We start from the raw sequence: 13,346 nt of genomic DNA, 5'->3' as shown, positions 1-13,346 counted from the left end.
TTGCCCGCGATTGGGCCGGCGCGGGCACCGTTAGATCTCGCCATCACACGCCATCAACTGGCGCACCAGCCCCTGCGCCAGCGGCGACAACCCATACCCCACCCGGCTGACGATCCCGTACCGGGTATAGAACGCCTCCTCCTGCCCCGGCTCCAGGTCCGCCAACTCCAACGCCACCAGCCCGCCCTCGTTCTGGTACGGCCGCAAATTGCCTCGGCAGGCGATGCCGATGGTGTCCGACTGCAACACCACGTTGAGCAGCGCATAGCCATGCTCGCATTCCACGCTGGGCAAGAAATCCTGCCGGCCGCTGAGGTCGCTGAGCACCTTGCGGATGTTCGGCGGGCGCAGCGTGGTGGCCAGCGGGTAGTCGAACAAGTCGCGGGCGCGCACCTCGGCGCGGGTGGTCAGCGGGTGCCCGGCGCGGCAGCAGAAGTACCAGCGCTGCGGGGTGAGCTTGTGCACGCGGTAGTCCGGGTCGGCCTCGAACTGGCGGGTGTCGGCGACGAAGAACTCGATCTCCTCGGCCATCAGCTTGCGGTTCAGCGCTTGCCAGTTATCCACCTGGAAACACGTGCGCGCCCCCGGGTACTCGGTGATGAAGCGCGCCACCGCCCTGGGCACCAGGCCACCCGCCGGCGCCGGGCCCGAGCCGAAGCGCACCACGCCGGTGGTGGCGCCGTTGAACTGGTTGATCTCATTGGCCAGGTTGTGCGCGCCATGCACCAGCCGCCGCGAATGCTCCAGCACCAGCAGGCCCTGGCGGGTCGGCGCCAGCTCCTTGCTGGCGCGGTCCACCAGGCGGCAGCCGACGTTGTGCTCCAACGTCTGGATGCTGCGGCTGAACGCCGATTGCGAGAGGTTCACCGCCTGCGCCGCCGCCACGAAGCTGCGGTGCTCGACGAGGGCGATGAAGTGGCGGAGTTGTCTGAGGTCGATATGCATTTTCTACATGGAAACTTTCGGTGAAATGCAATTGCTGAATGGGGTTTCGATCCTTATAAAGGGAGTTACTTATTCCACAAAATATGAATTACAAATATTTATATCTCTTAAAAAAATATAAGCCCCTCTGACCGCGATTCGGTTCCGCCAACGGAAATGCTCGCCAGGGCCCATGCCTCAAGGAGCATCCGCATGTCCCGAGTTTTCCGCTGGCCAGCGCGCGTGTCGCTGTTCGCCTTGCAACCCCTGGCCGCTGCCGTGCTGTTGGCCAGCACCGGCAACAGCTTCGCCGAAACCGCCGTCAGCGCCGCGCCGACGGTGGAGCAGGGCGCCCAGCTCGGCACCGTCACGGTCAACGCCCGGCGCCGTGAAGAAACCGCCCAGAGCGTGCCCGCGCCGATCAGCGTGCTGGGCAGCGAAACCCTGGAAACCCAGCGCATCTACCGGGTGCAGGACCTGCAACAGCTGGTGCCGAGCACCAACGTGTCCTATGTGCATGCGCGCCAGTCGAGCATCTCGATCCGTGGCCTTGGCAACAACCCGGCCAGCGATGGCCTGGAAGGCAGCGTCGGGGTGTACCTGGACAACGTCTACCTCGGCCGCCCCGGCATGGCGGTGTTCGACCTGCTCGACGTCGAGCAACTGGAAGTGCTGCGCGGCCCACAGGGCACGCTGTTCGGCAAGAACACCACCGCCGGGGTGCTGAACATCACCACCCGCAAGCCAACCTTCCAGCGCGAAGGCAGCGTGCAGTCGTCGCTGGGCGAGGACGGCTACTGGCAGACCCAGGGCAGCTTCTCCGGCCCGCTCAGCGACACCCTCGCCGGGCGCATCAGCGCCTACCGCACCGAGGACGACGGCTACGTGAAGAACGTCTACAACGGCCACGACCTCAATGGCGGCAAGCGCCAGGGCTTCCGCACCCAGTTGCTGTTCAAGCCCAGCGAAACCTTCAACCTGCGCTGGATCGGCGAATACAACGAGGAGAACTCCGACAACGGCATTCTCAGCCTGTACAGCACCGGCCCGACCCTCAATGGCGTGAACCGCTACGAAAGCCTCGCCGCCCAGGCCGGCGCCACGCTGGTGTCGGGCAAGGACCGCAAGGTCAACTTCGACGCCGACCAGCGGGTCACGGTGTTCCAGGGTGGTACCTCGGTGGAGGCCAACTGGACCCTGCCCAACGACTTCACCCTGACCTCGATCAGCGCCTACCGCTGGTGGGACTTCACCCCGCGCAACGACGACGGCCTCAACGTGGCGGCGGCCTACAACGCCGGGGTGTCGGTGCGCGACAAGCAGTACTCGCAGGAGATCCGCCTGGCGTCGCCCACGGGCGGCGTGTTCGACTACGTGCTCGGCGCCTACTACTTCAAGCAGGACCTGGACAACAAATCCTTCACCTACTACGGCCCGCAGGCGGACATCTGGAACCTCACCCCGGCCGGCGCCCTGGCCAACGTCACCACGCTCGGCAACGGCCACATCGACACCGACAGCTACGCGCTGTTCGCCCAAGGCACCTGGCACCTCACCGAGCGCCTGGACTTCACGGCAGGCGTGCGTGGCACCTATGAAGAGAAAAGCGCCTGGGTGACCCGTGACGCGCCCGTCGGCGGCACGGCGGTGACGGGTGGCGCCGCCACCGCGCGGCAAGGGCGGGTCGGCGCCTACGATTCCGGCGACCTCAACCAGTACAGCTTCGCCCCCTCCGGGTTGCTGAGCCTGAGCTACCGCTTCAGCGATACGCTGCTGGGCTACGCCAGCCTGTCCCACGGCGAGAAGTCCGGTGGCGTCAACCTCACCGTCGGCGCCGCGCCGCGGCTGGGCACCGACTCGCTGCTGGTCGGCACCGAGCGCGCCAACAATGCCGAGCTGGGCATCAAGAGCACCCTGTTCGACAACCGCCTGCAACTGAACACCAACCTGTTCTGGACCGAGGTGCACGGCTACCAGGCCAACGTCTACGACCAGGTCAACCGCGTGCAGTACCTGGCCAACGCCGGCAGCGTGCGCTCGCGCGGCCTGGAGTTCGAGGCCACGGCGGTGCCGCTGCGCGGGCTGACGGTCAACTTCAACGGTTCGTGGAACGACGTGCGCTACACCGAGTACGACGACGCCCCGTGCCCCCCGGAAGTCAGCCTGGCCAACGCCGCCGCCACCTGCGACCTGTCCGGCCACCAGGTGGTCGGCGCCTCCAAGTACATCGCCAACCTCAACGCCCAGTACAAGTGGCAACTGACCGAGCGTATCGAGCCCTACGTCACCGCCAGCTACGCCTTCCGTTCGCGCGCGGTGGGCACCATCGACGACTCCGACTACGGGCAGATCCCCAGCTACGCCATCGTCAACCTCTCCACCGGCGTGCGCCTGGACCAGGGCGACGGCGTGCTCGACCTGTCGCTGTGGGTAAAGAACGCCGGCGACAAGACCTACTTCACCAGCCTGTGGAACTCCGCCAACGGCGGCTATGCCGGCGTGCTCGGCACCCCGCGCACCGTGGGCGCCACCGCCCGTTACGACTTCTGACCGCAAGGAGCAGTGCCATGAATGCCAAGACCCAACCCCACGACCTGCCCGAAGGCGCCTGCCTCACCGCCAAGGTGCCCGACCGCGAGCAACCGTTGCTCGGCGACGTGGTGGTCAACCCCTACCGCCTGGCGCCGTTGACCGCGATCATCCGCGACGGCGGCCAGGTGCTCAGCGCCGTGCACGTGCGCGTGCTGGGCCGTGGCGAGCGCGGCGTCGATATCGCCTACGACGTCAGCGACCGCTCGTTGTGGACCTACGGCGGCATCCCGGTGTTCGGGCTGTACCCGGACCACGTCAACCAGGTGGAAGTGACCTACAAGCTCGACGGCGAACGCCTGCGCGAGCAGTTCCAGATCTACGCCCCGGCTGTGCGCCTGCCGGTGGTGGCCAGGCAGACCGCCGCCTTGCCCGAGGTCGAGCCGATCACCGTGGCGCCGGGCTTCGAGAAGCGCCTGTACCTGTTCAACCACCTGCTGGGCGAGATCCCCGGTGGCCGCGCCTTCAAGTGGAACGGCCTGGGTGGCGCCGCCGAGTGGGACCAGGTGGGCAACAACTGGATCGCCGACAGCAACGGCGACGTGCGCTGGTACCTGGACATCGAGCAGGTCCACGACTCCAACCGCCGCGACGGCCTGGGCGGCACCATGGGCTTTCAGCAGACCCGCGACGGCAAGTTGATCTGGGGCCAGGGCCAGACCTACTCGAAGTTCGACCTGCTTGGCCGGCGCATCTGGCAGCGCAACCTGCCCGACAAGTTCGCCGACTTCTCCCACGAGATCCGCGAGACCGCCCACGGCACCTACCTGCTGCGGGTCGGTACCAGCGACTACCGGCGCCCCGACGGCAAGCGCGTGCGCTCGATCCGCGACCACATCATCGAGGTCAACGAGGCCGGCGACGTGCTGGACTTCTGGGATTTGAACCGGATCCTCGACCCGTACCGCGGCGAGTTGCTGGAAACCCTGGGCAGGGCGGCGATCCAGCTGCCCGAGGGGGTGGAGAAGCAAGACAGCCTGCTGGCCAACGAACTGGCCGAGGGCGACCTGCCGTTCGGCGACACCCCGGGGGTGGGCACCGGGCGCAACTGGGCGCACGTCAATGCCATCGACTACGACGCCGCTGACGACAGCATCATCGTTTCAGCCCGGCACCAGGGCGTCGTGAAGATCGGCCGCGACAAGCAGGTGAAGTGGATTCTGGCCTCGCCCCAGGGCTGGCCGGAGCGGCTCAAGGCCAAGGTGCTCAAGCCCGTGGGCGATGACGCCTTCGACTGGGCGTGGACCCAGCACACCGCCTGGCTGACCGGGCGCGGCACGCTGACGGTGTTCGACAACGGCTGGGGGCGTGACTTCGCCCCGACCCAGCTGAGCGGCAACTACAGCCGTGCCGTGGAGTACAAGATCGACGAGGCCAAGGGCACCGTCGAGCAGGTCTGGGAATATGGCAAGGCACGGGGCGACGAGTGGTACAGCCCGATCACCTCGGTCGTCGCCTACCGGCCCGAGACCGATACCCAGTTCATCTATTCCGCGTCGGTGGGCTTCCTGACGCCGGAGAAGCTCACCACCACGGTGCTCAACGAAGTGCGCCGGGGCACCCAGGAGGTGCTGGTGGAATTGAAGGTGCACAGCCGCCAGCCGGGGAGTGTGGGGTATCGGGCGTTGGTGATTGAATTGGATAAAGCGTTCTGAGTTCGTCCCTCCGGGAGGGCCGTCGGTCCTCCTGTCATGTTTCTCCCGCACCATTCGTCTAACCTTTCGGGGCCCTATCGCGGGCTTGCACCGCGATTGCGGCCTTCATTTCACAGATGCCCCCCGGCAGGGTGTTCAACCGTTCGTTCTTTTTTTCGAACAGCCTATTGTCCAACACCCCAGCACCCGCTTAGCATTCGTTTGAGATTTCAAACGCTCGACGCCTAATATTGAACACCCGGCGCAAATGGGTGCCTGAATTCCTGACGGCCGTTCCCCCTGGGGGCGCCTTTTCCACAATCAATAATTCGCCCCGTGCCCGCACGGTGCTCAAGGGAAGCCGACATGCAGCTCAAAGACGCTCAGTTGTTCCGCCAGCAAGCCTTCATCAACGGTGAGTGGCTGGACGCGGACAATGGCCAGACCATCAAGGTGACCAACCCGGCCACCGGTGAAGTCATCGGCAGCGTGCCGAAAATGGGCGCCGCCGAAACCCGCCGCGCCATCGAAGCCGCCGACAAGGCCCTGCCGGCCTGGCGCGCGCTGACCGCCAAGGAGCGTTCGAACAAGCTGCGCCGCTGGTTCGAGCTGATGATCGAGCACCAGGACGACCTGGCCCGCCTGATGACCACCGAGCAAGGCAAGCCACTGGCCGAAGCCAAGGGTGAAATCGCCTACGCCGCCTCGTTCATCGAGTGGTTCGCCGAGGAAGCCAAGCGCGTCTACGGCGACACCATCCCCGGCCACCAGCCGGACAAGCGCCTGATCGTCATCAAGCAGCCGATCGGCGTCACCGCCGCCATCACCCCGTGGAACTTCCCGGCCGCGATGATCACCCGTAAAGCCGGCCCGGCCCTGGCCGCCGGTTGCACCATGGTGCTCAAGCCCGCGTCGCAAACCCCGTACTCCGCCCTGGCCCTGGTCGAGCTGGCCAACCGTGCCGGCATCCCGGCCGGTGTGCTGAGCGTGGTCACCGGCAGCGCTGGCGAAGTCGGCGGCGAGCTGACCGGCAACTCGCTGGTGCGCAAGCTGTCCTTCACCGGCTCCACCGAAATCGGCCGCCAGCTGATGGAAGAATGCGCCAAGGACATCAAGAAAGTATCCCTGGAGCTGGGCGGCAACGCGCCGTTCATCGTGTTCGACGACGCCGACCTGGATAAAGCCGTCGAAGGCGCGATCGTTTCCAAGTACCGCAACAACGGGCAGACCTGCGTCTGCGCCAACCGCATCTACGTGCAGGACGGCGTCTACGACGCGTTCGCCGAGAAGCTCAAGGCCGCAGTGGCCAAGCTGAAGATCGGCAACGGCCTGGAAGAAGGCACCACCACTGGCCCTCTGATCGACGGCAAGGCCGTGGCCAAGGTCCAGGAGCACATCGAGGACGCCGTCGCCAAGGGCGCCAAGGTGCTGTCCGGTGGCAAGCTGATCGAAGGCAACTTCTTCGAGCCGACCATCCTGGTCGACGTGCCGAAAACCGCCGCCGTCGCCAAGGAAGAGACCTTCGGCCCGCTGGCGCCGCTGTTCCGCTTCAAGGACGAGGCCGAAGTGATCGCGATGTCCAACGACACCGAGTTCGGCCTGGCCTCGTACTTCTACGCCCGTGACATGAGCCGCGTGTTCCGTGTCGCCGAGGCCCTGGAGTACGGCATGGTCGGCATCAACACCGGCCTGATTTCCAACGAAGTCGCGCCGTTCGGCGGCATCAAGGCCTCGGGCCTGGGCCGCGAAGGTTCCAAGTACGGCATCGAGGACTACCTCGAAATCAAATACCTGTGCATCAGCGTTTGATCGCCGGCTGAGTTTTTGCCTCTGCCAGCGGGGCGCGAGAGCGACGCTTCGCTGGTTTTTTTGACACGCGGTACCTGGTGGCCCGGGCGTTCACGGCAGTCGATCAACGAATACTGTTCGCGGATGCACCAGCCACCCCCGAATAACAGCGCCGCCAGAGCCGGCGCGAATGAGGGCATTATGAGCAAGACCAACGAATCCTTGATGCAACGCCGTGTCGCCGCCGTCCCACGTGGCGTCGGCCAGATCCACCCGATCTTCGTCGAGTCGGCGAAGAACTCGACGGTGATCGACGTTGAAGGCCGCGAACTGATCGACTTCGCCGGCGGCATCGCCGTACTGAACACCGGCCACCTGCACCCGAAAGTGGTCGCGGCCGTGCAAGAGCAGCTGACCAAGGTCAGCCACACCTGCTTCCAGGTGCTGGCCTACGAGCCCTACGTCGAGCTGTGCGAAAAGATCAACACCCTGGTCCCGGGCGACTTCGCCAAGAAGACCCTGCTGGTGTCCACCGGCTCCGAAGCCGTTGAGAACGCCGTGAAGATCGCCCGTGCCGCCACCGGCCGCGCTGGCGTGATCGCCTTCACCGGCGGTTACCACGGCCGCACCATGATGACCCTGGGCCTGACCGGCAAGGTCGTGCCGTACTCCGCGGGCATGGGCCTGATGCCGGGCGGCGTGTTCCGTGCGCTGTTCCCGAGCGAGCTGCACGGTGTGAGCGTCGACGACGCCATCGCCTCGGTCGAGCGCATCTTCAAGAACGACGCCGAGCCGCGCGACATCGCCGCGATCATCCTGGAGCCGGTGCAAGGCGAAGGCGGCTTCCTGCCGGCGCCGAAAGAGCTGATGCAGCGCCTGCGCGCCCTGTGCGACCAGCACGGCATCCTGCTGATCGCCGACGAAGTGCAGACCGGCGCTGGCCGTACCGGCACCTTCTTCGCCATGGAGCAGATGGGCGTCGCGCCTGACCTGACCACCTTCGCCAAGTCCATCGCTGGCGGCTTCCCGCTGGCCGGTGTGTGCGGCAAGGCCGAGTACATGGACGCCATCGCCCCGGGCGGCCTGGGCGGCACCTACGCCGGTTCGCCGATCGCCTGCGCCGCGGCCCTGGCGGTCATCCAGGTGTTCGAGGAAGAGCAACTGCTGGACCGCAGCAAGGCCGTTGGCGAGCGCCTGACTGCCGGCCTGCGTGACATCCAGAAAAAGCACCCGATCATCGGTGACGTGCGTGGCCTGGGGTCGATGGTCGCCGTGGAAGTCTTCGAAAAAGGCACCCACACCCCGAACGCCGCTGCCGTTGCGCAGGTGGTGGCCAAGGCACGCGACAAGGGCCTGATCCTGCTGTCGTGCGGCACCTACGGCAACGTCCTGCGCATCCTGGTGCCGCTGACCGCCGAAGACGCGCTGCTGGACAAAGGCCTGGCCATCATCGAAGAGTGCTTCGCTGAACTGGCCTGATAAAGTGTGACGCGCTCCAGAAAAAACCCGCCCAGGCGGGTTTTTTTTATGCCCAAGGCAGGCAGGGGGCGCTATCGTTGTGAAAGGACTTGCCTTGGAAGGCTACCCAAGCTGCACGTCAAGGATTACCAGGAGTTACCCATGAGCGTTGCCGACCCCACCCCCCCTCTCGTACTGATCGCCGAAGGCGACCCCTGGGTGCGCGACATGCTCAGCGAAATGCTGCTGAGCGTGCGCTGCGACGCCCAGGTCAAGGTCTGCGCCGACGGCTCCCAGGCCCTCAGCGCATTGGCCAGCAAGCCCGACCTGATCATCGCCGCGCGCGAACTGGCGGGCGTCGACGGTCTCGACCTGCTGCGCAAGGTGCGCGCCAAGCGCGACGCGCCGAGCCTGCCGTTCATCCTCATGAGCGAGCGCAGCGACAGCGCCAGCGTGAAGGAAGCGCTGCCGTTCCAGCCCACTGAATACCTGAGCAAGCCGCTGAACCTGGAGAAGCTGCGCAAGCGCCTGGAGGTGCTGCTGCTGGCCGCTGGCGAAGAGATCGCCTGCCCGGTGCCGCCGCTGCAGCCCGGTGCCCAGCTGCCGCCCTTCCTCGAACAGCGCCGCGCCAACGCCGACGGCGGCCCGTTGTTCGCCGACGTGCAAGTGGCGATCAAGCGCGCCCTCAACCCCCAGGGCCTGGACCTGCGGGTGCTGGAGCAAGAGGTGCGCAACGACCCGCAGATCACCGGCGTGCTGATCGCCGCCGCCAACAGCGCCGCGCTGCACCGCGACGCCCCGGTGCAGACCTTGCTGCAGGCGCTGAACAAGCTGGGCAGCACCCAGAGCATGAACCTGATCCTGGGCCTCACCCTCAAGCGCAGCGCGCGCCTCAGCGACCCGCTGCTGGCCGGGCATGCCACGCACTTCTGGAACCTCTCGCTGCACACCGCCGAGTACGCCCGCACCCTGGCGCGCATGCTCGACCTGGATGAAGAGCGCTGCTACTGCGCCGGGCTGCTGCACTGCCTGGGCGACCTGGCGGTGCTGCGCTGCCTGCAGGAGTGGCGCCTGGCCGGTGGCGAGCTGGACGAGGACCAGGTGCAGCTTTCGCTCAACGAATTCGGCGCCCCGTTCGGCTCGGCCCTGCGCACCCGCTGGCGCCTGCCGCTGTCGCTGCGCGAGTTGATCGCGGCGGTGTACCAGCTGGGGGGCGGGGTGTATTCGCGGGAGATCCTGGCGATGAACCTGGCCGGGCAATTGTCGCGGCTGCCGGCGAGCCAGGGCCTGGAGAAGGTCGCCAGCAGCAAGACGGCGCGGTTGTTGAAGCTGGGGCTGCCGGAGCTGCGGCGGTTGCGCAAGGAAGAGGAGGTACCGGCGGTGGTGGAGCAGCCCGCGGTGCAGGAGCCTGTGCAGGATGAGCCGGAGGTGGCGAGCGAGGAGCCGGGCCTTCTGGATGAAGGCAATGAGCAGGCGCCGCGGGATTAGGGCCAAAATGAGAAAACCGCCTTCGAGGCGGTTTCGTGGGCGGTGGTGGATGGCGGGCGCTTCGCGCCCGATCGCGGGGCCGAAGGCCTCGCGGCAATCTTCTGGCGTAAGACAAATCTGAACCTGAACCCCAACGCTACGGCCAGGATTGTTTGGGAAGTATCCTACGCGCTTTGCGGACGTGTCTGAATTGCCGGGGAAATGCCTCAGGGATAACTTCGCCGGGTCGCTCAGTTGGGCGACAGGGTGTGAGAAGCCCTGGTGTTTTCGGGAATGGCTTCCAGTCATGGCAGCCGTGTGCGAGCAGACTTCGGTCTGGCCGTGTTCCTGGAACCACGGTCTTCTCACCTCGTGCACGGCTGCCACCCTTATCTGTGAGAAGGATGAATGTGGTAGCTCCTCGAACGTTCCAGGAGTCTGACCATGAAAAAGCACGTCCCCGACCCACCCCGCCTGACCCTCGTCACCAACCCCCTCTTCACCACCCCCGTCGACATGATCCCCCCTGACGCCCTGGCCCACGCCAGCGAGTTGCTGCGCGGTGTCACGCAGATCATCGATGAATACTGCCGCGAGAACGCCGGCGAGCCCCGCGTGGCCATGCTCACCACCGCCGCGCATTCGGCCGCCATGAGCCGCGCCCTGGTCGAGCACGCGCTGACGCGCATCTGAGCCGAACGCCATCAAGGAGTGATGCGATGAACAACGACCCGAACACCTGGGCCACGGCGGGCGTCGAGACCTTCCTGGAGCTTTACCGCATACAGCCGGGCATTCCGTTCATGCAGGCGTTCGACGAGCTGTCGATGCTGCTGGGGTGCATTCGCCACCATACCTGCGAGGCGGAGATGGGCGGCGATATCCTGGCCGGCAGCTCGGCGCGGGTGCTCAGCGCCATGGCCAAGGCGTTGATCAATGATCTGGAGGTGGGGATGCAGCGGGGGGAGGTCTGAGCCTCTTGTTCTGAATGTGCCGGCCTCTTCGCGGGTTTACCCGCGAAGAGGCCGGTGAATTCACCCACGCACGATCTGGTTCTTGCCCTGGCGCTTGGCCCGGTACATCGCCGCGTCGGCGCGTGCATACAGGCTGTCCAGCGCCTCGTCCTCGTCCAGCAAGCCGGTCAACCCCTGGCTGACCGTCACGCCATAGGTCTGTTGCCCATGGCTGAAGCTCAAGCGCTGGATCTCCCGCTGCAAGCGTTCGGCCACCTGCTCGGCCACCTGCGCCGTGCAGCCGGGGAACACCGCAGCGAACTCCTCGCCCCCGATCCGCCCGAACACATCGCCCCGCCGCAGCACCGCCTTGCCACTGTCGGCGATGCGCTGCAGCACCTGGTCGCCTTCCTGGTGGCCGTAGCTGTCGTTGACCCGCTTGAAGTCGTCGATGTCCAGCAGCAGGAAGGTCAGCGGCGTGCCGTCCTGGCGGGCGCGGTCGAAGGCCTGCTCGGCGCATTCGAAGAAGTGCCGGCGGTTGCTGCTCTGGGTCAGCACGTCGGTGGTGGCCAAACGCTGCAGCTCGCCTTCGAGCTGCTTCTTCTCGGTGATGTCCTCGGCGATGCCGACGATGATCACCCGCTCGCCCTCGCGCTGCTGGTTGATGAAACACTTGTCGCTGAGCCAGCGCACCTCGCCCATGGCATTGATGATGCGGTACTCGCGGTCTTCCACGGCGCCCTTGAGCAGCACCTGGGCCAGGCTGCGCTCGGCGTAGTCGAGGTCGTCGGGGTAGATCGCGTCGCGCCATTCGTTGTAGTCGGCCAGCACCAGGCTGGCGGGGCGGCCGAAGATGCGCTCGTAGGCGGGGCTGACGTACAGCACCTGGCGGGTTTCCCAGTCGAACGCCCAGAGCACCGCGTTGACGCTGTCCAGCAGCGAGCTGTACAGCTGCTCGCGCTCGCTCAGGCGCGCCACCTCGCCCTGGGCATGCAGCAGGGCCAGCAAGGTCTGGGCGGCTTCGGGCGGCGGCGGGTGGCCGGCGGTTGGCGTGGCGATGGTCTTGACCCTGTGCACGGAGCGAATCTCTGCGAATAAGCGCGCGGGCACGAAGCGACCCGCCGCGCGGGCGATATGCACGTTCGAGTGGCAATCAGGGAAATTGTTCCGGTACGCCCACCCCGTTGCGGGGCGGGCCGATCAACGGTGCTCAGGCGGTGGTGGGGCGCAGTGAGTAGGTCTTGAGCTGGGCGGCGAAGTCACGCAGCGACTGGATGCCGCTGGCCTCGGCCTCATGTACCCAGTCTTTCATGGCGGCGAGCATGTCATGGCCGTTGGCGCTGGTGCGTGCCCAGATTTGCTGAAGGGCCAGGCGCTTCTCGTAGATGGTCTTCAGCGCCTGGCTGTGCGCCAGCATCGACTCGATGCGCACGTGGTGGCGGTCCTGCAGCAGGCTGGTCTCGCGGGACAAAAGGCGCTTGGCGCGGCGGAAGCGGTGGCGCACCGAGGCGTCGACCCGGGCCAGCTCCTGCTGCACCAGCGGCGCGATCACCAGCTTGCGGTACTGGGCCATGATCTGGAAGCGGTTGTTGAGGATGGCCATGGCGGTGTCCATGTCCAGGTGCGCCTTGCCCTCCACCCGGTGGGCGATGGGCGCTACGCGCTGCACCTTGGCCAGGCGCAGCAGGCACAGCAGGCGGATCCACATCCAGCCCATGTCGAACTCCCAGCGCTTGACCGAGAGCTTGGCCGAGTTGGGGTAGGTGTGGTGGTTGTTGTGCAGCTCCTCGCCGCCGATGACGATGCCCCAGGGCACCAGGTTGGTGGCGGCGTCGCGGCATTCGAAGTTGCGGTAGCCCACCGCGTGGCCCAGGCCGTTGACCACGCCGGCGGCCCAGAAGGGGATCCACATCATCTGCACCGCCCAGATGGTGACGCCGAGGGTGCCGAACAGCAGCAGGTCGAGCACCGCCATCAGGGCGATGCCGGCGAACTTGAAGCGCGAGTAGACGTTGCGCTCGACCCAGTCGTCCGGGCAGTTCTTGCCGTAGATGCGCAGGGTCTCTTCGTTGCGCGCCTCTTCGCGGTACAGCTCGGCGCCCTTGCGCAGCACCGTGCCCAGACCCTTGTGCACTGGGCTGTGCGGGTCGTCGGGGGTTTCGCACTTGGCGTGGTGCTTGCGGTGCACGGCGGTCCATTCGCGGGTGTTCTGCGCCGTGGTCAGCCACAGCCAGAAGCGGAAGAAATGCTTGAGCCCCGCGTTCAGCTCCAGGGCGCGGTGCGCCGAGTAGCGGTGCAGGTACAAGGTGACGCTGACGATGGTGATGTGGGTCATCAGCAAGGTGACGCCGACCAGTTGCCAGGCCGACAGGTCGAGCAGACCGTAGTACCACATAGAGGCAAAGACCCTCGGGAATACAGGGAAACAGGGGCTGATTATCCCTTGACCGGGAAATAAAACCAGTCGGCCTTTTTGATAGGAAGTCACGGGATGTTTCAGCCTCTATAATGCCCCGTCTTTTCCAAGGGCTTA

General features: G+C 66.0%; 10 protein-coding genes. 7 read left to right on the top strand and 3 right to left on the bottom strand.

Annotated features, from left to right (window positions below; all coding sequences use genetic code 11):
- Nucleotides 1-30: 30 nt before the first annotated feature.
- Nucleotides 31-945: a LysR family transcriptional regulator gene (locus P0Y43_RS26100; protein ID WP_275640131.1), complete on the bottom strand. Its 915-nt coding sequence runs from the start codon at nucleotides 943-945 to the stop codon at nucleotides 31-33.
- A 192-nt stretch (nucleotides 946-1,137) separates the two neighbouring features.
- Between P0Y43_RS26100 and P0Y43_RS26095 the strand changes: the two genes are divergently transcribed.
- The 7 genes from P0Y43_RS26095 (at nucleotide 1,138) to P0Y43_RS26065 (ending at nucleotide 10,834) form a co-directional block, all read left to right on the top strand.
- Nucleotides 1,138-3,474: a TonB-dependent receptor gene (locus P0Y43_RS26095; RefSeq protein ID WP_275640130.1), complete on the top strand. Its 2,337-nt coding sequence runs from the start codon at nucleotides 1,138-1,140 to the stop codon at nucleotides 3,472-3,474.
- A gap of 17 nt (nucleotides 3,475-3,491) precedes the next feature.
- Nucleotides 3,492-5,168 carry an aryl-sulfate sulfotransferase gene (locus P0Y43_RS26090; protein ID WP_275640129.1) on the top strand — a complete coding sequence of 559 codons (1,677 nt, stop codon included), beginning with the start codon at nucleotides 3,492-3,494 and terminating at the stop codon, nucleotides 5,166-5,168.
- Nucleotides 5,169-5,513: 345 nt separating this feature from the next.
- Nucleotides 5,514-6,956, top strand: a complete 1,443-nt coding sequence (gene gabD, locus P0Y43_RS26085) for an NADP-dependent succinate-semialdehyde dehydrogenase (RefSeq protein ID WP_275640128.1) — start codon at nucleotides 5,514-5,516, stop codon at nucleotides 6,954-6,956.
- Nucleotides 6,957-7,136: 180 nt separating this feature from the next.
- Complete coding sequence (gabT, locus tag P0Y43_RS26080; protein ID WP_275640127.1) at nucleotides 7,137-8,414, top strand: 4-aminobutyrate--2-oxoglutarate transaminase; 1,278 nt, start codon at nucleotides 7,137-7,139, stop codon at nucleotides 8,412-8,414.
- Nucleotides 8,415-8,555: 141 nt separating this feature from the next.
- Entirely contained in the window at nucleotides 8,556-9,881 is a 1,326-nt protein-coding gene (locus P0Y43_RS26075; RefSeq protein ID WP_275640126.1) for a response regulator, read from the top strand.
- 423 nt (nucleotides 9,882-10,304) lie between these two features.
- Nucleotides 10,305-10,553, top strand: a complete 249-nt coding sequence (locus P0Y43_RS26070) for a hypothetical protein (RefSeq protein WP_275640125.1) — start codon at nucleotides 10,305-10,307, stop codon at nucleotides 10,551-10,553.
- 26 nt (nucleotides 10,554-10,579) lie between these two features.
- Nucleotides 10,580-10,834 (top strand): DUF3077 domain-containing protein, encoded by a 255-nt coding sequence (locus tag P0Y43_RS26065; RefSeq protein ID WP_275640124.1) that lies wholly within the window; start codon nucleotides 10,580-10,582, stop codon nucleotides 10,832-10,834.
- A 60-nt stretch (nucleotides 10,835-10,894) separates the two neighbouring features.
- On the opposite strand, the gene P0Y43_RS26060 is transcribed toward P0Y43_RS26065, so the two are convergent.
- Together P0Y43_RS26060 and desA are read right to left on the bottom strand one after the other, a co-directional pair.
- The gene (locus tag P0Y43_RS26060; protein WP_275640123.1) at nucleotides 10,895-11,890 is read right to left on the bottom strand and encodes a GGDEF domain-containing protein; all 996 of its coding nucleotides are present in this window, start codon (nucleotides 11,888-11,890) and stop codon (nucleotides 10,895-10,897) included.
- Nucleotides 11,891-12,023: 133 nt separating this feature from the next.
- Nucleotides 12,024-13,208 carry a delta-9 fatty acid desaturase DesA gene (gene desA, locus P0Y43_RS26055; protein WP_275640122.1) on the bottom strand — a complete coding sequence of 395 codons (1,185 nt, stop codon included), beginning with the start codon at nucleotides 13,206-13,208 and terminating at the stop codon, nucleotides 12,024-12,026.
- Nucleotides 13,209-13,346: the final 138 nt, after the last annotated feature.

This window comes from Pseudomonas entomophila (genome assembly GCF_029193575.1).
GTDB lineage: Bacteria > Pseudomonadota > Gammaproteobacteria > Pseudomonadales > Pseudomonadaceae > Aquipseudomonas > Aquipseudomonas entomophila_G.
Note: the sequence above shows the minus strand (reverse complement) of the source record. Positions and strands in the feature narration are given on the sequence as shown.